Source organism: Flavobacterium hungaricum (assembly GCF_015182285.1).
Lineage (GTDB): Bacteria > Bacteroidota > Bacteroidia > Flavobacteriales > Flavobacteriaceae > Flavobacterium > Flavobacterium hungaricum.
Window position 1 is genome coordinate 336,827 of sequence record NZ_PRDM01000004.1, and the last position, 22,563, is coordinate 359,389.

Below are 22,563 nucleotides of genomic sequence, written 5' to 3' on the forward strand. Positions count from 1 at the left end.
TAATATAATATTTATTTTAAGAAGATTTTTTTTAATTAATTGTAAAAATGTATTTTTGACTTCTAACTACTAAATTATGACCGAAACTTTATCTATTCCACAAAAATTAGAAGATGCAATCAAAAATAATTCTTTAGTAATATTTGTAGGTGCTGGTTGCTCTATGCCTTTAGGTATGCCTTCCTGGAAAAATCTTGTAGAAGATATACTTAATCATTTAGATAAGAAATATGGTCTAACATCAGATACGAATTTCAAAAATATATTAAATGGTGTTAAAAATAATAGTAAATCTTTACTTGATGCGCTAAATAAAATTGAAAATGATTCAGACAACGGGATTATTTTTAAAATCAAAACTCAAGAGTTTATTAATTACCAAATAGAAGAAATTTCAAAAAAATTACCTGAACAATCCAATATTCATAGTTTATTATGGGAAATTTCAAATAAAATAATTACCACAAATTATGATAAAATTTTGGAAAAATACATTCCAAAATCAATATCTCCAAAAATATTTGATAACTCCAATGCTTTTCAAAGTTTAAAAAGCCAATCTGATAATGCCGAATTTCTTTATAAAATACACGGTGATTATGAAGATCCAAAATCTATTATTCTTTTTGAAAGTGATTATAAAAATATTTATAAAAATGAAAATTATAATGCGGATACATTGGCAACTTATTTCAAAGAGAAAACCTTATTATTTATAGGATTTAGTCTAACTGATCCTTTTGTAAATGATTTATTTATGAAAATAAAAGAGATCTATAAAGGCTATTCAATCAAGGATCATTTTATTTTCACAACTAAAGATGAAGACTTTATAAAATACGACGTTATTCCAATAAAAATTAAAAATTGGGAAGACGATTTATTACATCATCTTTTAAAATTAAAAGAAATAAAGTTAGATATTGAAAAAAAAAAAGCGCCTCTAATAATTCTGGAGAAAAACCAAGAAGAAAAACAATTAACGAAAGATGATATAAATAATATTGTTGAACTAATTACAAAAAAAACTCAGGATCTAGTAAATGACCCGAGTAATAAGGATCTTATAAAAGAACTTACAGACTTAAGAAGTAAACTCGATAAATTATTATTTGGAAAAATGGACTATCTGCAAGAGGTTGAAAAACCATTTAGAGATAGCGATTTACAAATTCTGTTTGAAACTATTTATTCTTCTGAAAAATTGAATAAACAGACCTTAGAACAAATTCAAAAAATACGAAACAATGATGATAAATATAAATGGTATGATCGCAGTGTCATTGTTAGTGCAATTTGTTGTAGTCTAATACATTTTAACAAAGCTGACGAGCAAAAAATTAACTTGCTCATTGACTTCATAAATGATAATGAAGAAAAAGTATGGGAAAAAGCAATGACATCTTTATTTCTATCATTAAACCATTTAGGAAGTAAGTGGCTGAAATTTAATGCAATTAAAGCTAAAATTGCATCCTTAAATCAAAATTTAAGAATACAAGATGCTTGCTCAACAATTATAAAGGTCTTTAACACTGGATTAAATAATATTTCTATGATTGGTGAAGAACTATTCGATAACCCTTACTTTAACGAAAGTCCTTTTAATTACTTTTTCCCTTATCATGAAGAAAAAAACCCTGCTTTTGAATTAGTTTATGAAACGTACGACGGAGATAATATAGAAAATTTTATATCTTTCTTAAATAAAGTACCGATTCCTGATCAAGTAAAATATTTAATATGTGGTGATGCAACAACAAAAGACAATAATCAAAAAGATGACCAATATAATGAGAGAGAAAAAAAATATAAATCAGATTTAAATCTTATTTTAAATTACAATTCATTTTTATTTCCTTATTCACTCTATGTTCAAGAAATAATAAGTTTTTATAGGTTTTATCCAAAGTATAAACATGAAGAAAAACTAAAATCACAACTAAAATTAACAGAAACACCCTTAAAAGATTATTTGTTAAATGAAAAACAAAAATATTCTGCATTAGGTTCACATTTCATGCAAGAAAAAACATGGTCACAAGCAATTGTAAATTTTAAAAAAGCTCTAAAAATTGATGAAAATGATATTTCAAATTTATTAAATTTAGCAAACTGCTATAAAAATAAGAAAGAAAAGGATAAAGAGTTTTCTTTACGTTTAAAAATAAAAGATAAAGACCCTAAAAACGAGAATAATCTAGCTAAACTTTTTGTTTTATATTACGAATTCAAAAAGGATTTCAACATTTCTTTACAAATCGCAAATGAATTATTAATAATAGATAATAATCAAGAAAAATATTATAACTATAAAGGAATGTCTCTTAATAATTTAGGTCATAGAAAAGAAGCTGCCGAAGATTTAACAAAATCAATCAGTCTTAAGCCTAATGATGATACTTATCATTATAATAGGTCTATAATTTATTATGATGATGCAGAGTATCAAAAATCAATTTACGATGTAAATAAAGCCATGGAAATTACTAAAGACTCAGATGAATTTTTAATACATAGAGCAAGTAATTATCTGGCGTTATTGATGTATGATGAAGCTCTAGAGGATATTAAGTTAGCTGAATCTTTAAGTAAAGAAAAGGGGGAAATTTATAATGTTTATAGTAATTATTATCGAATAATTGGCAATTTTGAAAAAGCGTTTGAATATATCGAAAAAGCTGAAAAAGTAGAAAAACAGGTTAGTTTTACTGGAACTCGAGCAACAATATATGGCTCAATGGGAGATACAGTAAATTTTTATAAATTTTTAGAGATCTCACTAAATGATGGTGGAAATGTCAATTCTTTATATCCAGACGTAAAAAATAAATTTAAAGATGAGCCCGAATTTAATGCTTTAATGTCTAAGTACAATCAGAAAATTATTTAATATTTTTTACTTTACTCTTCTTTAACAAATGTTTATTATAAACAAAAAGCTTTTAAAACTAGAAGATGTACAAATCTACATTAAATACTTTTACAATTAATAATTTTTCATTTTTATCATCTCCCTAAAAAACAAATCCAACTCCTCATTCAACTTTTTTCCGCTTCCCAGCTTAGTTGCATTTTCCTGATTAAAATGTACCGTTTCTAATAAAAAATCGGTTATCAACGTTTCTTTTGGGTGTAGGTAGGTTTCGTCTTTGCTGGCTTTTATTTGTTGTAATTCTACTATTTTTTCTTGTATGTTTTTCGGCGCAATTGGCAATAGTTCGGCAAAAGCTACGGGCGGAAATGTATTGGTTTCTATAATCCATTTTCCGGCCAGTGCGGTGCGTAAGGCGTAGAAATAGCTTTTTAGCTTTACTTGTTCCAATTTGCAGACTTCCATAAAGTTTTTTGTTGTTCCCAAATAATGGTGCAAAACCGCTATGGGCGAAAAACATTCTACGGCTAGCTCACGCATTTGCTTTGCGAAATCTTCGTTCTCAAAATACACAACCGGCGAAAACAACCATTCCAACAAAGGTGCATTAGATTTTGCTAATAACTTTACGGTTTTCCGTAAGTCCCAACCAGAACCGTCAAGATCGTCTTGGGTCATGAATTCGATTACATCGGTTTTTTCCCAAAGCGATAAATAATAGTCGGGTTTGTGTTTGTATACAAAACGGATATCGTAGTCGCTGTCTGGAGAGGCAAATCCCCAGGCACGGCTTCCAGATTCTATAGCAAAGAGTATTTCTACGTCTTTCTGTTTTTCTATTTCTTTTAGTTTTTGAAGTATTTTTTCTTTCATGGTTGTTTTTTTTGCCACGAAGGCGCTAAGGCACGAAGTTTTTTTCTCTGTTTCTTTTCTCTGTCACTATGCCCCTTTAAACCTTAAAAAAATCATTCCCCTTCTCCTTCTTCGTCGGGTGCGGTTTTATTGCGTGTTGCGATTTCCCAGTTTTCTTTTTGATAGGGATTATCAATTTTGTCAATCTGAACTAAAAAACGAAGTTTATTCTGTTTTGGATCATTCTGCTGAATTAAAATCCGGAATCCGTATCCTTCAACAGATTCAATATATTTATCTGTTATCGGGTTTTCTTCAAAGTATTCGATCACCTCATTTATTTCTACAGAGAACTGAGTTTGGGCAGATAAAAAATGTAAAAGTTTTAAAGCCGTATTTTTTCTAAATGCAGCGTTTTTTAGTTTGGTTTTATCGACTTTGTATTCGGTGTCAAAAGTCAGTAATAAGTTGTCGCAGCCTTCGAGTTCGGCATGAATAAGGGTATCACCTTTTTGGTAGATTTCACTGATCGTTTCAGTATAGTTATGCCATTCGATATCGCGTACACGTTTAGTAACTTCGGGTATGTGATGAAAAATAGTTTTAGAATCTAATTGTGCAAGCAAACAATCAGACAAATAGGATTCTTCATATAAGTTTCCGTCTTTATACACAAAAGATAAAGAAGCAGATTTTAAGTTGTCATTCATGTAAGTTCTGAAATTCTGCGTAATCTTGACTTTAAATTTATCTCCATCAAATACTGCGTCGTCAATTATGTTATATGAGAAAGGCGCATATCCTAAAATGGTATGCGTTTCCTGATAAATAATTACGTCTTGCATGATATAATACACGAATGTTTGATTGGTATTTGCATTGCCGCCCAACATTCCGGTTGAATCGACATTGAGTACATAATCAACAATTCCGTCATTGTTAAAATCCTGCTCTTTTATAATGTCATAAGAAACACTGTAAGGATCGCCATCATTAGTAAAATGTACCGAATAAGGGGCTTTTTCTGTCTGCAGGTAATCGTACTTTTGTTTTCCGATATCTTCTCTCATGACGTGTTGGAGAAAATTACTCTGGATTTCTGTCAGGATTCTGCCTTCAACTTCCTTTTCAGGTTCGGGTTCGGCTGCAGTTACTTCTTTTTTATTACTCTTTTTAATCTTTATGGGTTTCTTTTCTTCTTTACAGGAAAATAATACGAATAATACCGCCGAAAATAGAATTAATCTGCTTGTTTGAATGTTCATTTTTTAAACTTATTTGAAGTTATTTCAAATGTAATTAAAGACGGTAGTTTTGAAGTACGTAATTACACGTAATTTTTTAAAAAGTTATTAAAGTTCTGAGCTGTTATCCCGATAGCTGTCGGGATAACAGCTTTTTTTTATTCTTAATTGAAAGAAAAAATCTCTGCAGTTTTGAAATTTTGAAAAAGAAACTACTCTTCCAGAAAATCTTCTAAAAATCCGATGAATTGTTTTCCATCAGCCGACCATCTTAATCCTTGGCCGTTTTCTATTCTTGCTTCGTAAACCAAATCGTGTTTGTAATGGTAAAATACATTCCACCAGGTTTTATTGCCTATTATAAAATAAATCAGCTTCTCGGCTGATAGGCGTTTTTGCTCTCTATTTCCTTTAATTTCTCCTAAAATACTCTTTGTATTTCTACCCGCATGTTTTTCCCAAGCTCTTACTGCAACCGAAATATCTTTGTTATAAGGTTCAAAACAGCTTTCAATAAGTTTTTTTCGCAATGGCGGAATTCCGGTTTCGTCTCTTCGGCTGGCAGAAGTTAATCGTTGTCCTAAAACAAGCAGCAGGATTTCAAAAGGTGTTTCTTCAAACATTTTAATCAGATTGGGTCTCAATTGATTCGATCCGTTTTCAAAACTTTCTAAAACAGCTTCAAAATAAACTCTTTTATCTGGTAACGGCACTATGATTTCATCCTTAAAATAAGGTTCTCTTTGTATTGCTGCATTTTTATCAAGAAAGGAAAGCAATCGATACGAAAACAGCGCAAGATGTTCGTCTTCTAAAAACAAGGCATATTTTTCTTTCCATTCTTTTTTCAAGTCCGGAATTACAGCTTTTATTTCTTTTAAGAGATCGGGTTTCATTTCTATAATTTCTCTAAATATATCATCCCTTTGGGATTTTTGTATTAAATGCTAAAAAAGTTTGTTGCGTTTTTAGTGGTTTCCTCCGCTGCTTTATCCAAAGCAATTCCTTTAAACTGGGCAATTGTTCCAGCAACATACGGCAGAAAAGCTGGTTCGCATCTTCGTTCGTGGTATTTTTTTAAAAGGCTGTTGGGAACATTTTTTGGCAGCATAAACGGCGCATCTGTTTCGATCATCATTTTGTCGAGCGGCACGTACTGAATCACTTCTTTTAAATGCGCAAAACGTTTGCTGTCTGAAATGGCTCCTGTAAAACCAAGATAAAATCCGTTATCGAGATACGTTTTGGCTTCCTGCAAAGTTCCTGTAAAGCAATGTACAACGGCTTTGGGAAGTTTCGGCAGATAGTCTTTTGTAATATTCATAAAAGAATTAAAAGCTGCTCTTTCGTGCAAAAACAATGGTTTCTGAACTTCGATCGCCAATTCTAACTGCGCCTTGTAACATTCTTCTTGTTTGTTTCTGGGCGAGAAATCACGGTCAAAATCGAGTCCGCACTCGCCTACCGAAATTACGTGTTTCTGTTCTAATAATTTCCGAAGCTTTGCAATACTCTGATTGTCGAAACTCTTCGCATCATGCGGATGTATTCCTGCCGTCGCATACAATACTCCTGGATACTGCTTGGCAATCTTGGCAGATTCTTCACTATTTCTTACGCTTGTTCCGGTAAGGATCATTTGGGTTACGTCGGCATCTACCGCGTCTTGTACAACATCGTCTATGTCGTTTTGGAATTGTTTATTGGTTAAATTAATTCCTATGTCTATGTATGTCATTTTTTTTCTTTTTAAGTTACAAAGGTTCTGAGAGGCAAAGGGACTAAGTTTTTGCCTCTTGGAACGGTTATTTTTTTGTTTGTGCCACAAAGACACTAAGGCTCGAAGTTTTTTCTTTTTTCTTTGTTGAATGAATTAATCTCGCAAAGGCGCTAAGACGCTAAGTTTTTTTATGCAATAACTATCGAAAAAGTTTCACGCAGATTTAAAAAGATTTAAGCAGATATTGCACATTATTTATTTAAAAAATCCATTAAATCTGCTTTGATCTGTAATCCCGATAGTCAGCGGAAGCGTGAAACAAAATCTTTGCGACATTCTATTTTTTTATTCACTTTGCGTGAGACGCACTGCTGTGCGCCTCTGCAATACAATGCGGAACAAAACTTTGCGTGCCGAGGCTTCGGGATTGCGTAAATCTTAGCGTCCTTTGCGGTTAAACAGACATCTCTAGAAATCTCCGTAATACACTTGAAAGCACGGCAGCTTCAAATCATTTCTCCAGGTATCAACCACTTGATTTCTATCGTCTAATACAAATTCTACAAAATATTTATCTTTGATAAACTCGTTATAGATTTCCGTTTTAATGATCGAATCTTTTCGGCTGTCTTTGGTTTTACGCATGATTAAATCATCGTATTCTATTTCGTGTTGTTGCAAAAATCGCAGCGTTGGTTCTTTGTAGCGGTCCTCTCTTCCAGAAACCAAAAGGATCTCGTACCCCAATTTCTTGTAGTTTCTCAATACATTCGCTACCGGATTATTGATTTCGTCTTCATCGCATTTGCTGGCATCAAACGGATTTCGTCCGTTCATCAAAGCCAGTGTTCCGTCAAGGTCACAGATAATTGCTTTTGGCAGCTCTGGATTTTGTTCGCAGTATTCGACGTTTTTTGCTGCTTTTTTAATCGGTTTAAAATCAAATTTTTCCTTGGTTTTCTGCAATTGATGGTACATGTTTTCGATCACTTTCTTCGGAACTTTTCGATCTCTTTTTTCATTTCTGATAAAAAGCTCTTCCAGCGGTAAATCAAATACTTTAAACTCAATATCTGCCATTTCAGAAAAATCTGTTATTGGCTGTTTGATATAATCTAACTTTACATTACAAGTATCCAAAAGTACATTCCAGCCGTTTGAAAGCAGGGTTTTAATCTGCACATTGATAATTTTAGAAATCATGTTTTCTACAGAATTATCCATCACTTCCTGAAACTGCGAAAATCTAATTTCGTCACGACTTATACGCATCGTTTTGGCTTCTGTACGCACTTTCCATTCGGCAAACGTACTTTTTCCTGATGCTGGGCAGCCTACTAATAGCGTTAATGTTGGTGTCTTTTTCATTTTTATAATCGTGTTACAATCTTGGATCTAATGTTTTTTCTATTTCTTCGTTATTGATTCTTTTCAAAAGCAGTAAACGCATCAAATAATTTTCTTCGTTTAAGTCTTTGTACGGAATCTGAAGCATTTTTTGGTTGATTTCCCAGCCGTTTATAGATTGTTCTAATTTTTTCTTTACGTTTCTCTTGTCAAAATAATGATCAAAATCCTGATGGAAATCAATACCATAAATCATCGTCAGGTAATTATTGTTTCTGACTTTAAAACACGGCGGCAGATTTTTAATATAATGCTGCACCGGCTTAATCATAATACCTTCTTCGTTTGCTTCTGTCAATTTTTCGAAAAACGAATACATTTCTTGCAGCTGTTCTTCTTTATTCGAATCTGTAATTTCTAAATGCAAAAATGCATCGTCATTTACCAATCCGTAAGTCAGATTAGTGTTTGGAATGGACTCTTGACCCGAAACTCCTACTACTTTTAAAATTGCGAATGGCTTAAAATGTATTGCGCCGTCTACTCCAAAAGTTTCAATCTGGTTTTTAAAAACATTAAGAGATTCCTGCTGTTTCTCTAAATTCGGTATTTTAACCGCTTGCAAAGCTTCGTACTGACGCACAATATGAGGCTTGTGTTTACTGCCAAATTCTCTTCTAGTAAGCGCCTTTTTATCTGCAGCATAGGCTGTAAAATCGTTTCCATTTTTCACGCTGGTCAATTTTTCAATCAATCCCGACGATTTCAAATACGAATGATGGGTTTGCAAAGCATCGTAATAAGCCGTAAACTCTTTCTCGATCAAACCACCGCCCAAAACCTTCCAAGGCAATAATTCTGAAGCCAAAATCAAAGTTTCGAAATCAGGAAAAGAATCGAGCATTTTAGCGTGTAATGACGCGAGGCTTTCTTTTGCTTTTTCGAGATCGATGTGTTCAATTTTAAAACCATTTCTAGAAACAAAATACGTTTGTTCCAGATTCCTTTTTAGATAAATAGTACAGTAAGAACCCATGTATTTCTTTTGAACTACAAATTCTGTTACCCCGCGCTGCAAATAATAATTGACTGCTTCGGCTATACTTTCGATCTCATTTCTGGTTTTGCTTTTTGGAGCCGGCGAAATTGTCGGCGAAAAATCATTGATTTGATTTTTACAAAACCATTCTATTCTGTTTCTTATTTTATGATCTAACATCTTTTACTTTTTTTGAATGATTACCGCGCTGGTCGGATAAATGCCTTTTACACAATCTCCTACTCCATGAAATGTTTTTTGATTTGGAAAAATTTCATCGATAAGGTTTCTAAACTCCTCATTTGATAATTCAAAATCGTGATCGTCGTGTCTAAATTCTTCTGTCAATTCATAATTTACATTAAAATCTTTATCCGGCGTAGTTACAAACAATCTTGTGAAATTGGTATTGTCACGAATCCAGATCAATAACGCTTTTGCTTCTTCTATCGAATTGTGTTCTATCACCTCGCTCAAGATGATCTGACCATCAAAATCTTTAAGTTCTGCTTTATTTTCAATCCAAAATAAATTTTCTGCTCTTTGCGTTTCCTGAATTTTTTCTGCAATATGCTTGAAGTCAACCTCATCATAAGCATAATATTCTTTCTCGAATCCTTTTTTGTTCAATAACTTAAAATATTGCAATTCACCGCAGCCAAAGTCTAAAACCGTTTCTTCAAAATTAATTTTACTGCAGATAAATTCTTTTCTCGATTGATGCGTATCGGTAAAAACAAACTGAACTTCGTTATCAAAATACGCTTCCAATTGTGGTTTAAATTTTTCAAACTGCAACGGCGAACGCATGATTCTTTTTATAAAAAGATAAAACACAAAATACGGAATCCCGGTAAGATTGGTAAACATCGTAATATGCTTCTGGATAAAATAATCGTCTATAAACGTGTAAACTGCATATCTGTTGGTAAAATGAGTAAATAACGCCACAAGCGAAAATTTCTGAACGGCTTCTCTTACCGTTGCTCCTTCTATCTTTAATTCGAAATTATTCCCGATTTTATGCTGCAACGAAATTCCATCAATGTATTTAGACAAAAGATAGCTGCCGTTTTTATACCAATTGGTATCAATAAAAAAAGTAGGAACTTCTATCGTACATTTTTCAGTATCAACATCGTTATAACTTTTTTCTAACCAAGAAATTACGGTTTCGTTTAAAACATTATTCTCTTTGTACAGATGATTAAAAAATTCTGTCATCATGTTTAACGCTAATAACGGACTGCAGTAGCTTTGAAAATCGATTTGATTTCCTTCTTCTGGCAGATAACTTTTTTTGTCGTCTAGAAAAACACAATGATATTCTGTTTCATTTATTACATTTCCTATTACAATTCCGTTTTTCAATTCTTTCAGATAAAGTCCCTGGTCTGTATTGGGATTTTTGTAAAGAATGTCTAAAAAGAATTTATTTTCTGATTTAAGTTTTATAATCATGGCTTTTGTTTTGCTTGTACAAATATAGCTTTAGAACTGCGCAGTAATTCTGCGCAGTTTTGTTTTTTTTTCTTTGCTCCTAATTTTTGTACGCGGATGACACGGATTCGCTATCGCGAAGACACGGAAAAAAACGGATTTTTAATATTTTGTTTCATAAATAAAACCTATGTAAATCAGCGTCTTCGCGATAGCGAATCCGTGTCATCAGCGTTATAATTCTTCTGCTTTAGCAAACGGCTTTTCAAATACCGGACGAATGATTTTCCAGATTATATCTGAATAATCACGCTGGTCCAGCATGGCAAAAAGAACTTTTGGATATTGGCATTCTAAAAAATAAAATGCTGTTTCTTTCCGCGATTCCAACACTTTAAAATCCATTTTACATTGATTTTCTATTGTTTGGTATTTGTTTTCTAAATCGGCTTTAGTAAGTTTTACCCAAGTAAAGAATTCATCAGGAACGCGCTCCAGAATTTCATCAAACGGCTGTTTGGTACTTAGATACTCCCAAATATTCAGATTAGAAACCTGTGTAATAATCCGGTGCAGTCTAAAGTATTCGTCAAATTTAATTTTTACCCGAAAGTTGTTTGCATATTTAATGATAAAACCTTCTTTATTGGCAAGTTCCATTTCTTTTAAAAGTGAAATATCCTTAATTCCGTCGTATTTTTCAACCACAGGAAAACCAAGATCTTCCAGCGCAAATTCAGCACCCGATTGGGTATCAATAACAGCCAGCAAAACCAATTCTTCTTTTGCTCCGTAATCCAAAACAATTCGGTTTTCTGGGTAAATAATTTCAAACAAATACGTTTTTGATTTATCCAAAAGTGACCAGGAATCTTTGTATTTTCCGTGAAGCATCTCATTGGCTTTATCCGATTGTTCGCTAGAAAAAGAACCCCGGCTTGCTATAAAAGGAACGTCATCAATCCAATATAAAATTCCCATCGAACCGTCCATTTTATCGTAAACTTCAAAAGCTGTGTTTGGAAGCACTTGATTTTCTATTTCACCCAAATTAAAAAATTTAGGAAAAGGTCTGGCCACGATATTCAGTTCTGCATCCAGAATCAAGCCTCGGCAAGTTATGGTGATTTCATTCCAAACACGCTCAAACTGGGCATTTTGGGTATAATTATAAATATACAAATCGTGTTCAGGATGTTTGTTTACCCGTACATAATTTTTTGAAATCATTTCTTGTAAAAGCGTTGTGTTCATGTGTTCTAATCTTTTTTAAGTGACAAAGCTGTAAAGACACATAGAAACAAAGTTTTTTTCATCTATTGTAAAACTTTGTCACTTTGCAGTTCTGTGCCTTTGTCACTCTATCCTAATCTTAAAACAAAGATTCAAAACGAAATGCGCAGTTATCCTGCGCAGTTAAATTTATTTAGTTCTTCGTATTTGTATTCTGAAAACTTTGGCATTTTTGGCATTCTGTTTTTAAGTATTACTGCAAATTTCAAAAGATAGTTCTGCAAGTTTTCACAATCACAATTCTCTTCCCGAAACAAATATTTCCTTAACTCTGGAAAACTTTCCGCAATCTGATTTTTGGTATACAATTCGTTTCCTTCATGAAGCGAAATAGATTGTCCTAATTGAAAAGCTATTGATTTTAAAATATCTTGATAATTTGTATTTTTTCCAAAAGAAGAAATCTGATTTAAATCTATTTTTTCTAATGTCTGTATTTTTTCCTCTAAATCGCTTCTCAACGCACTTTTTACAGCAGCACGATATTCTGTTTTACTTAAAAATGATAAAATCATTCTGGTGCTTCTCAAAAATTTTAAATCAATATCGCGTTTTAAAAGTGTATTAATCTGATTGTCATATTCCTGTTGATGAAAACCATAAGTATAAAACAAGGAATTATTCAATTCATCTGTTGTTCCTTTATACACTTCGATTAAACGACCATTTTTGCAAACAGCAAGATTGGCATTAATTACTTTTTCGGGAAAATTTGCTTTTATAGAATCTGTTAATTCTTTTGATAATGAAAGTTTCTCTACAATCGTTTCGGGCATTTCTTCAACAAAGAACACCAAATCGACATCGAGCGAATTTTCAGAACCAAAGATTTGATAAATTGGTGTTTTCATCTTTTAAAATTTTTCGTTCAGCATATCGATTCTTTCTTGTTTACAAACTAAAAAACCATCTTCCGATTGAAATGTACCGAAATTGTTCAGAAGAGTCAACCAACGGTTGATGTATTGCTGCAAAACTATTTTTTCATTTGTTGAAATTTCTTTTCTATAAATAAAAGGTTCCAAATCCGAAAAAGTTTTTACTAAACTCTTCTTGGTGTAAATCTCAAGATCGCTTTCAATCAAAGCAATATTCTGACCAACATAAAAAGCGATGATTTTCCAGACAGCAGCGTCTGCCGTATTTTTTTGATTGAATTCTGAAATAGAAAGAAAATCTATTTTACTTAAAACTTCTCGTTTCAAATTAAAATCATGAATTCCCTTTAAAATTGGTCGAATCTGAGTTCTGTATTTTGTTCTTGTCAGCATTGTTAAAACGGTACGAACTGCTTTATAAATTGCCAGGGTTTTGTTTCTAATGTGTTTTTCTGTTACTAATAATTCATGTTTTTGTTCATGAAGAAAGTACGTTTCGAGCAATGCGTTATTGAGGGAATCGATCCAGGATTTGGTATAAATAGTATCGCTGATTTTTCCATTCTCAATAACCGCGAATGTTGCATTCCAGTTCAGTTTGTATTCATTCAGAAGAAAAAGGATTTTATTCTTTCGTTCTTCCTGCGTTTTTGGCATTTCCTCTTTAGAGATAACAATAATTACGTCTTTGTCTGTAGAATCGTCAGAACCATAAATATAATAGGGATAGGGAAATGTGGTTTTCATGTTTAGTAATTATAATTTCTACAAAAATCATTTTTTAAATATTCTTTCAAATCGTTACCATATACCATTATATCGTTGCCCCAAACTGAAATAACCGGAGAAAGATATTTATTTTCGAAAACAACAAGAACTCTATGAATGTAAATTGGTATGTAACCGACAATTTTAGAAACATCAAATCCAGCTTCGGTTAAAGTCTCTTTTACAAACATTATATTTGTATTTATCTCCTCAAGCAAATATTGTATTTTTTCAATCTCTTTTGGATACTGATAAAAAAAATTATGGAATGCAACTTCCTCTTCTCCATCTGGATCGATTGAAATCTCTTCGGTATCTAATCCACCAATAGTTAAAAGCATTTCTCTGTAATCCCAAGGAAAATCAAATCCAAACAACAATTGTAATTCATCGATTTCTTTTCTGCTGATTCCTTTTAAAAATTTAGTATTAGGTTGTATTTGAAATCCGTAAGCATCATTACGAAGCTTTATTCTCTTGAAATTCTTTTCTGCTTTGTATTTTATATCTTTAATTGTTAACATGTTTCAATTTTAAAAGTAAAAAACCACGAACCCAATTAAGAATCCGTGGTTTAAAAATTAATCTATTAATAATTGTGTCACCGCAGCAGCGTTCATTGCCCATTGCGCGTTGTACACCTCATCAGCATTTTCATCTTCGATGATCGTCAATCCTTGGGCTTCCGCTTTCAATTGTAACAATCGACCGATATTCAATTTACTGTTTAGTTTTGCCAATAAAGCCTGAACTCCTTTGAAATCCAAACCTTGCACAACCTGACCTCCAAATGTCATCTCTAACCAAACGATTTCTCGTTTTGCTACATCCAACACTCCAAAAACCAAACCTTTGGCAACATTCTGCGTCACACGAACCTGATGATCTACACACGACGGATCGTATGCTACACCTGTTCGTTCCGAAATTTTCATCGGATATTTACTGTTCATCCATCCCACAACCAAATTTGGCGTTATACTTCCGTTGCTGTACGCATTGCAGGTAAAAGTCACAAATTTTGCGTTGGCTTTTGCCAATTCGTCGATGTTAATATTGATGTATTCAGCCGTTCCAATTTTATTCGGAATACTTCTGATATCACCGCTATGCTGACATCCTGTTGTAGTCAATCGGCTGAAAGAACAGATATCTGAACGTGTTTCGTAAGCGATATGACAGCTTAAATCCATATCCAAATGCTGTGCTGGCAAATCTTTACCCCATTGCATAAACAATCGCACTTCGTTTCCTTCAACTGGGAAACGTGTTCCCATCAAAGCAACTGGAAGATCCTGAACCGTATCGCTTCTATCTCCAATCGAAACTGGCATATTATACAATTGCGGATCAATATAAATTGTCTTGTTTGGGTTTGAAACCGAAGCAAATCGTTTTTTCATAGCCAAAATACACAAATCTTCTACTTTAGCTTTCATGTCGTTTAACATAAAATCTTCGTACAAATTCAATAATGCATTTGGTGCGATTCTTTTGTTTGTTCCGCCCAAAGGTTTCACACTTCGCTGCATGTTTTTATCAAAATAATTTTGTGCATACATATTCAAAGTAAAAATCAATCGAGCCGGAACTTTATCGATAATCTCAGAAAAATGCGCTACAGTTTCTTCTGCTCCAAACCAAAGCATATTCGAAAATAAGGAACGTGCAAACAATCCTGGGCGTTGTTTTAACAATGCAAATGTTTTGTCGGCATCATATTTCAATCTTGACGAGTTCACTTTGCTTTGCCAAACCTCATACACTTGGTTGTAAAATACATCTAATAAAAAGTTTAATTTTTCAAAACCTTTTCTTTTGCTGTATTCTGCCAAACGCAAGGCACGGATAAAACGCACCCACATTCCTCTTTTCGGATGCATGATTTCGCACATGGTCTCAACATCCATATCCATACTATTCAGCCAAGAAGCGACCATTAAACCTTCTTTTCTTGAATATTTTAATTTCAAATCGTTTTTAGAACCAATTTTTGCCTGTGCGCTCGTATCCATAAACTCATAAAAATGAGTATGGTTTTTCAAAGCTCTTTTAACAATCGTTTTTGGCTCAATTATTTGTAATAAACCAGTGTTTTTAAACCACAAATATCTTAAGATATCGGTTGGCGATTTAAAAAATTGGGACGCATTTTCGGCTTGGCCATTCTCTATTAAAGCATCAATTACAAGCATCAAAGTTTCCTTCATTGCAACCTCTGTTTTTGGTAATGGCAGGTAATTCAAAGCGATCTTTAAACTGTCAACCTGAGTTGCGTCTAACGCAGTTTTTGACTGCAATAATGAAATATAGAAGTCTTGCAGCTCTTTTTCAGTCCACAATTCTAAAACTTTTAATTTGCTCCCTTGTCCGATATTTTCCAATTTACCGAATTCAAATGGAGTTCCGCAGAACGGACAACCATTGTATCTTTCTAACGGAAAAGTATTATCTGGAATCCTATGCCCGCATTGCAAATCTGTTCCGTTTTTAGTTTTAAAAACGTTAGCAAACAAAGTCACGATATGATCTACAACATCTTCTCCAGTTGGAATATTCCACTCTTTAACCAATGGCGTCCAGTTTTTATCGGTTCCTAAAACTTCTCTTAGAACCTCTAAAACTTCCATTTTATATTTTGGGTTTACATTGTTTAATGCATGCAATAATGATTCAGAAAATGTAAATCCGAGTTTAGAAACATTGGTTAATAAAACCGATGTTGTTCCTGATAATGTTTTGATATCATTTGCGATATATTCGCTTGGAATAAATAAGGCATTTTGACGTAAACTGATTTTTAATAATTCTTTTGTTTTCATTTTTTTTAATTTTTAAAATTTAGATAATTGCGTTTCTGATTTCTACCTAAAAGAGTTTTGAAGTAAGAAACACTTGACCTGAAATTGGAGTGTAATTGATTAACTTAACAAAATATCGGATTGTGGGAAGTAAGTTAATCTTGACCCTCAGTTTTTTTTGTATTAATGATGATTTTAAAACTTATAACCAGCAGCCTCCTTTCGGAAGTTAGGATTCGAACCTAAGAAGTAAGTTTTAATTGACCAATAATTGTAAAGCAGATGGGATTCGAACCCACAACCCCAGGGTCCCCGATTGAAGTAAGTTTAGATTGACCTTTAATAAGATAATTTCGAAACTAATATGACCTGTGCTCTATCCGTTGAGCTACTGCTTCAGATTTTAATAAAGAGATAATTGTATAAGTGTGTACGTGGAAAGTGTTTTCGAAGTAACTTAAACTTGACCTGCTTTATTTAATTTTTATTTGTAAGAACGTATTGTTTTATTTCTTGAACAAAGATTTTTAAACTGCTGCGCAGTTATTTTGCGCAGTAAAAAACTTTATTCAAATTGTGGAGCAGACGGGATTCGAACCCGCGACCTGGACATTAAAAGTGTAGAAGTAAATTCTGATTGACCTTTAAGGTAATTTCAAAATTACCTGCTCTACCTCTGAGCTACTGCCCCAATTTATAATTTGAGTTTAAAAGGTAATGGTGTAAGTGTGTACATTGGAAAGTGTTTTCGAAGTAACTCAGACTTGACCTGTTTAGAACTCAATTTTTATTTCTATGAACGTGTTGTTTTTATTTCTTGAACAAAGATTTCTAAACTAGTGCGCAGTTATTTTGCGTAGTAAAAAAAGAATTCTATATTTGGGTAAATATTAATTAAAGAAAGCGCGTAAGTCCTAGAGGGACGGCATATTTATAGACATTTCCCGATTACAAAAAATGAGTCCCAGAGGGACGACATATTTATAGCTATTTTTGAGATGCATTTCAAAAACCCCAGCGGGGTGACATATTTATTGATAAAATATGAAAGTCGGTGTGTCGCTCCGATGGAGCTTTTGATCCTATCCTATAAAATTGCTATACATATTACGCTCTGCTGGAGCTATTATCTTACTTAAAAAAAACTTAGTTATTATAAGTTCCGCTGGAGCTTTCATTTAAACAAAACAAAATGAATTTACAGAAAATTTATTCTGAATTACTTAATAATATTGGCTTTTCAGCAAATGAAATCCATCAGAAATGGACTGATTTAGAAAAGGCATATTCCAAAAAATCAAGGCATTATCATAATCTCACACATTTAAAAGAAATGATAGAAAGCTTTGAAACCTATTCTAATCGACTTCAAAATCCGAATGAAATATTATTTTCTATTTTTTATCATGATTTCGTTTATTCGGCTTCAAAAAAAGACAACGAACTCAAAAGCGCGGAATACGCTTTGACGATTTTACCTCAAAATGTCAACTTAAATAAACAATTGGTTTTTGATGCGATCTGCGCTACACAACAGCATCAGCATAATGCCAATGAAGATATCAATTGGTTAATTGATTTTGATTTGAAAATCCTTGCCAAAGACTGGGACGATTATAAAACCTATTTGGAACAAATCAGGAAAGAATACCTCATTTATCCTGATTTACTCTACAAACCCGGGCGCGCCAAAGCTTTGAAACATTTTCTGGAATACGAGTTTATTTTTCAAACTGATGAGTTTAGGAATTTGTATGAAGAGAAAGCGAGACGAAATATTGAAAAGGAGATTTCTTTATTAATTTAAATTATAAACCCGACAGAGTTTAAAAAACCTGTCGGGTTTATTGGATGTGAAAAATAAATAAACACAACGTATATCTGTAGAGGCGCACAGCAGTGCGTCTACGCAACGAATATCCATAACGAAAATTGGAATAACAATACGTTCATTTAATAAAGAAATGTGATTTCATTATTACTGTAAACACTGCAGATTTTTCAAACCCAACAGATTCGTCGGATCTCAATTGACTGGGGTTACGATGTGTTAGACGCACTGCTGTGCGCCTCTACATAAAAAATGCGAAAACAAAAACACACAACAATGTCACAAAACAAAAATGCCCTAATACGCTACAAAATAATAGACAAATGTCTGCAGAACAGATACAGACAATGGACCTTAGAAGATTTAATCGAATGCTGCTCTGAAGCTTTGTCTGAATATGAAGGACGCGATATCCCGATTAGTAAACGAACGATTCAAATGGATATTCAGCTGATGCGAAGTGAAAAACTCGGATATAATGCACCAATCGTCGTCTACGATAAAAAGTATTATAAATACGAAGACGAAGATTTTACTATTACGGATATTCCGCTCACGGAAACGGATATGAATGTTTTGACCGAAACGGTTTCGATGCTCAAACAGTTTAAGGACTTTTCTTTGTTTAGCGATGTATCGGATATTTTACAGCGATTGGAGGATAAAATCTATTCTGAAAAATCGCATACCAAACCCGTAATTTATCTGGATAAAAACGAGAACCTAAAAGGATTGCATTATTTGGATGAAATCTATCAGGCGATTGTAAAAAAAGTGGTGCTGGTTATTACGTATAAATCGTTTAAATCGCGAGACGAAACAAAATTCAACTTTCATCCTTTTATATTAAAGGAGTTTAACAACAGATGGTTTTTAATTGGAAAGAAAAAAGGTTCACAGCCCATTACCAATCTGGCTCTGGACAGAATCATCTCGATTGACTATGACTTTAATCTGTCTTATATAGAAGAAGATTTTGATGCGGAGTTATTTTATAAGGATGTAATTGGGGTTACGGTTAATACGGGTTTACAGCCCAGACGTATTGAACTCTGGATTGATGCTGTAAATGCACCGTATGTACTCACAAAACCTTTGCATGCTTCTCAGCGGCTGATTAAAGAAAATGAGGATAAAAGTATTATCGTGCACATTTTTCTTTGTCCTAATTACGAAATGGAACGCCTGCTGCTCGGTTTTGGTGATGGAATTGAAGTGCTGCGACCAGAAAACCTGCGAAATCGAATGAAAAAAATTCTTGTAAGTGCTCTAAACAAATACGAAACCGAAAATAAAAATGAATTAAATGCATGATTTTTTACATAAAATCAAAATAAAGCCATTATAAAATTGATAAAAATATTTTTAAAGCATCTATTTTGTTAAAATATCAAAAAAGAATAGTATATTTCAAATAAAAAGCAAACCATAAAACACTGAAAACCAAAGGTATTTTTTAACTAACCAAAAAAATATTAAAAAATAATATGCATGCATAGTATTTTTTAATTATATTTGAAATCGATATAGTTACCTATGAAAGACAAAACGATAGATTATATTTTGAGAGCTACATGGCAGGCTGTTTCAAGAATGTATAATGAAGAAGCTGCAAAATACGATGCTACAATGGCAACGGGATTTGCGCTTTTGAGCATGGATAAAGAAGATGGAACGCCCTCTACTGCTTTGGGCCCTAGAATGGGAATGGAAGCTACAAGCCTGACCAGAACTTTAAAATCTATGGAAGACAAAGGTTTAATTGTTCGTAAAAAAAATCCGAGCGACGGAAGAGGCGTTTTGATCTATCTCACCGATTTTGGAAAAGAAAAAAGAGAACTATCTAAAAATACAGTTCTAAAATTTAATGAAACCGTTAGGAAACATGTTTCAGACGAAAAACTAAAACATTTTATAGAGGTTTCGGAAATTATAAACGAACTGATTCACGATAAAAACATATTTAATCAAACAGAAAATACTGAAAAGGAGTAATTTGAAAGTTATTCTGATTCTAACAAAAAACAAACATTAACGACTTATGAAACGCACAATTAAAAAAGTTGCTGTAATTGGATCCGGAATTATGGGTTCAGGGATAGCTTGTCATTTTGCCAATATTGGTGTTGAAGTTTTACTGCTTGACATCGTACCCCGCGAGTTGACAGAAGCTGAAGCTAAAAAAGGATTAACTCTTGAAAGTAAAGCCGTTCGCAACCGTTTGGTAAATGACCATTTGGCGAACTCATTAAAATCGAAACCCTCACCTATTTACAGTCAGAAATTTGCAAACCGTATTACGACTGGAAATACGACAGACGATATGGCAAAAATTACCAATGTAGATTGGATTATCGAGGTTGTAGTAGAACGTTTGGATGTTAAAAAATTAGTATTCGAACAAATCGAGAAATTCCGCAAACCAGGAACTCTGGTTACTTCTAATACTTCTGGTATTCCAATTCACTTTATGAGCGAAGGAAGAAGCGAAGATTTTCAGCAGCACTTCTGCGGGACACACTTTTTTAATCCGGCGCGTTACTTAAAGTTGTTTGAAATTATTCCGGGTCCAAAAACTTCGCCTGAAGTATTGGATTTCTTAAACGAATACGGATCTAAATTCTTAGGAAAAACTTCGGTTGTTGCTAAAGATACTCCAGCGTTTATTGGAAACAGAATTGGTATTTACGGAATCCAGAGTTTATTCCATTTGGTTAAAGAAATGGGATTAACGATCGAAGAAGTGGATAAATTGACTGGTCCTGTAATTGGCCGTCCAAAATCGGCTACTTTCCGTACGGTTGACGTGGTTGGTTTAGATACCTTGGTACACGTTGCCAACGGTATTTACGAAAACTGCCCAACAGACGAACAGCACGAATTGTTTAAACTTCCAGAATTTGTTACCAAAATGATGGAAAACAATTGGCTGGGAAGCAAAACCGGACAAGGTTTTTATAAAAAAGTAGATAAAGATATTCTTTCTTTAGACTTAGATACATTAGAATACCGCGCTGCCAAAAAAGCAAATTTTGCTACGCTGGAATTAACTAAAACCATCGATAAACCAATCAATCGTTTTAAAGTTTTAGTAAAAGGAACAGACAAAGCGGGTGAATTCTACCGTAAGAGTTTCGCTGGAATGTTTGCTTATGTATCAAACAGGATTCCTGAAATCTCAGACGAATTATACAAAATTGACGATGCTATGAAAGCTGGTTTTGGATGGGAAAATGGCCCGTTCGAAATCTGGGATGCGATTGGTGTTGCCAAAGGAATTGAAATCATGAAAGCTGAAGGTTTAGAACCAGCTGCATGGGTTACTGAAATGCTGGCTTCTGGAAGCGAAAGTTTCTATACTGTTAAAGAAGGAGCTACTTATTTCTATAACATTCCAACAAAATCACAAGTAAAAGTTCCTGGACAAGATGCATTCATTATTCTAAACAACATTCGCGAAAGCAAAAAAGTTTGGAGCAACAGTGGTGCAATCATTCAGGATTTAGGTGACGGAATTTTAAACTTAGAATTCCAATCTAAAATGAATACTATTGGCGGCGACGTTCTACAAGCCATTAATAAAGCAATTGACTTATCTGAAAAAGAATATCAAGGTTTAGTTATTGGAAACCAAGCAGCGAATTTCTCTGTTGGGGCCAATATCGGAATGATTTTCATGATGGCGGTTGAGCAGGAATACGACGAGTTGAATATGGCGATTAAATTGTTCCAAGACACGATGATGCGCGTACGTTATTCTTCAATTCCAGTTATTGTTGCGCCTCACGGAATGACTTTTGGCGGTGGATGCGAAATGAGCTTACACGCTGATAAAGTGGTTGCTGCTGCTGAAACTTATATGGGATTAGTTGAGTTTGGTGTTGGAGTTATTCCTGGTGGCGGTGGTTCTAAAGAACTGACTTTAAGAGCTTCAGATTTATTCCGCAAAAACGATGTGGAGCTGAATGTTCTTCAGGAATATTTCTTGACAATCGCAATGGCAAAAGTATCGACTTCTGGTTATGAAGCTTTTGACACAGGACTTTTACAGCATGGAAAAGATATTATTGTAGTAAACAAAGACCGTCAGATTGCGGAAGCTAAAAAACATGCTTTGTTAATGGCAGAAGCTGGTTATACGCAGCCAATTAGAAGAACAGATATCAAAGTACTTGGTAAACAAGCTTTGGGTATGTTCTTAGTTGGAACGGATCAAATGGAAGCTGGAAAATACATTTCTGAACACGACAAGAAAATCGCTAACAAATTGGCTTATGTAATGGCTGGTGGTGATTTATCTGAAGCGACTTTGGTTTCTGAACAATATTTATTAGATATCGAAAGAGAGGCTTTCTTGAGTTTATGTACAGAACGTAAGACATTAGAGAGAATTCAATATATGCTTACTAAAGGGAAACCTCTAAGAAATTAATAGCCTCAGAGAGGCGGCCTGTTTGTAGAATAAGAATAAGATT

General features: G+C 33.5%; 17 protein-coding genes and 2 tRNA genes. 5 read left to right on the forward strand and 14 right to left on the reverse strand.

Annotated features, from left to right (window positions below):
- The first annotated feature begins 76 nt into the window (after window positions 1-76).
- The gene (locus C4F50_RS17665) at window positions 77-2,893 is read left to right on the forward strand and encodes an SIR2 family protein (RefSeq protein ID WP_194139976.1); all 2,817 of its coding nucleotides are present in this window, start codon (window positions 77-79) and stop codon (window positions 2,891-2,893) included.
- A 96-nt stretch (window positions 2,894-2,989) separates the two neighbouring features.
- On the opposite strand, the gene C4F50_RS17670 is transcribed toward C4F50_RS17665, so the two are convergent.
- From C4F50_RS17670 to C4F50_RS17735, 14 genes are all read right to left on the reverse strand, one after another.
- Complete coding sequence (locus tag C4F50_RS17670; RefSeq protein ID WP_194139977.1) at window positions 2,990-3,748, reverse strand: nucleotidyltransferase domain-containing protein; 759 nt, start codon at window positions 3,746-3,748, stop codon at window positions 2,990-2,992.
- 92 nt (window positions 3,749-3,840) lie between these two features.
- Window positions 3,841-4,992 carry a hypothetical protein gene (locus C4F50_RS17675; RefSeq protein ID WP_194139978.1) on the reverse strand — a complete coding sequence of 384 codons (1,152 nt, stop codon included), beginning with the start codon at window positions 4,990-4,992 and terminating at the stop codon, window positions 3,841-3,843.
- Between the two features lie 191 nt (window positions 4,993-5,183).
- Window positions 5,184-5,867, reverse strand: a complete 684-nt coding sequence (locus C4F50_RS17680) for a hypothetical protein (RefSeq protein ID WP_194139979.1) — start codon at window positions 5,865-5,867, stop codon at window positions 5,184-5,186.
- A gap of 44 nt (window positions 5,868-5,911) precedes the next feature.
- A complete protein-coding gene (locus tag C4F50_RS17685) occupies window positions 5,912-6,709 on the reverse strand; it encodes a TatD family hydrolase (RefSeq protein ID WP_194139980.1) in 798 nt (265 codons plus the stop codon).
- A gap of 450 nt (window positions 6,710-7,159) precedes the next feature.
- On the reverse strand, window positions 7,160-8,059 hold the full coding sequence (locus C4F50_RS17690) for a phosphatase domain-containing protein (protein ID WP_194139981.1): 900 nt from the start codon (window positions 8,057-8,059) through the stop codon (window positions 7,160-7,162).
- Between the two features lie 13 nt (window positions 8,060-8,072).
- Window positions 8,073-9,257, reverse strand: coding sequence for a DNA ligase-like domain-containing protein (locus C4F50_RS17695; protein WP_194139982.1), 1,185 nt, complete (start codon window positions 9,255-9,257; stop codon window positions 8,073-8,075).
- Between the two features lie 3 nt (window positions 9,258-9,260).
- Window positions 9,261-10,538: a class I SAM-dependent methyltransferase gene (locus tag C4F50_RS17700; RefSeq protein WP_194139983.1), complete on the reverse strand. Its 1,278-nt coding sequence runs from the start codon at window positions 10,536-10,538 to the stop codon at window positions 9,261-9,263.
- Window positions 10,539-10,751: 213 nt separating this feature from the next.
- Window positions 10,752-11,771, reverse strand: a complete 1,020-nt coding sequence (locus C4F50_RS17705) for a T4 RnlA family RNA ligase (protein WP_194139984.1) — start codon at window positions 11,769-11,771, stop codon at window positions 10,752-10,754.
- Between the two features lie 149 nt (window positions 11,772-11,920).
- Window positions 11,921-12,661 (reverse strand): hypothetical protein, encoded by a 741-nt coding sequence (locus C4F50_RS17710; protein ID WP_194139985.1) that lies wholly within the window; start codon window positions 12,659-12,661, stop codon window positions 11,921-11,923.
- Window positions 12,662-12,664: 3 nt separating this feature from the next.
- Complete coding sequence (locus C4F50_RS17715) at window positions 12,665-13,435, reverse strand: hypothetical protein (RefSeq protein ID WP_194139986.1); 771 nt, start codon at window positions 13,433-13,435, stop codon at window positions 12,665-12,667.
- A gap of 2 nt (window positions 13,436-13,437) precedes the next feature.
- The gene (locus C4F50_RS17720) at window positions 13,438-13,980 is read right to left on the reverse strand and encodes an SMI1/KNR4 family protein (RefSeq protein ID WP_194139987.1); all 543 of its coding nucleotides are present in this window, start codon (window positions 13,978-13,980) and stop codon (window positions 13,438-13,440) included.
- Window positions 13,981-14,037: 57 nt separating this feature from the next.
- On the reverse strand, window positions 14,038-16,278 hold the full coding sequence (locus C4F50_RS17725) for a hypothetical protein (protein ID WP_194139988.1): 2,241 nt from the start codon (window positions 16,276-16,278) through the stop codon (window positions 14,038-14,040).
- A gap of 253 nt (window positions 16,279-16,531) precedes the next feature.
- Window positions 16,532-16,655 (reverse strand) — tRNA-OTHER (locus tag C4F50_RS17730).
- 179 nt (window positions 16,656-16,834) lie between these two features.
- Window positions 16,835-16,948: transfer RNA gene (locus C4F50_RS17735), tRNA-OTHER, on the reverse strand.
- Window positions 16,949-17,449: 501 nt separating this feature from the next.
- On the opposite strand from C4F50_RS17735, the gene C4F50_RS17740 reads away from it, so the two are divergent.
- The 4 genes from C4F50_RS17740 to C4F50_RS17755 all read left to right on the forward strand — a co-directional run bounded on the left by C4F50_RS17740 (window position 17,450) and on the right by C4F50_RS17755 (window position 22,520).
- Window positions 17,450-18,064, forward strand: a complete 615-nt coding sequence (locus tag C4F50_RS17740) for an HD domain-containing protein (protein WP_194139989.1) — start codon at window positions 17,450-17,452, stop codon at window positions 18,062-18,064.
- 300 nt (window positions 18,065-18,364) lie between these two features.
- Window positions 18,365-19,402 (forward strand): helix-turn-helix transcriptional regulator, encoded by a 1,038-nt coding sequence (locus tag C4F50_RS17745; protein WP_194139990.1) that lies wholly within the window; start codon window positions 18,365-18,367, stop codon window positions 19,400-19,402.
- A gap of 222 nt (window positions 19,403-19,624) precedes the next feature.
- Window positions 19,625-20,083 carry a MarR family winged helix-turn-helix transcriptional regulator gene (locus tag C4F50_RS17750; protein ID WP_194139991.1) on the forward strand — a complete coding sequence of 153 codons (459 nt, stop codon included), beginning with the start codon at window positions 19,625-19,627 and terminating at the stop codon, window positions 20,081-20,083.
- A 46-nt stretch (window positions 20,084-20,129) separates the two neighbouring features.
- Complete coding sequence (locus C4F50_RS17755) at window positions 20,130-22,520, forward strand: 3-hydroxyacyl-CoA dehydrogenase/enoyl-CoA hydratase family protein (RefSeq protein ID WP_194139992.1); 2,391 nt, start codon at window positions 20,130-20,132, stop codon at window positions 22,518-22,520.
- The last annotated feature ends 43 nt before the right edge of the window (window positions 22,521-22,563 follow it).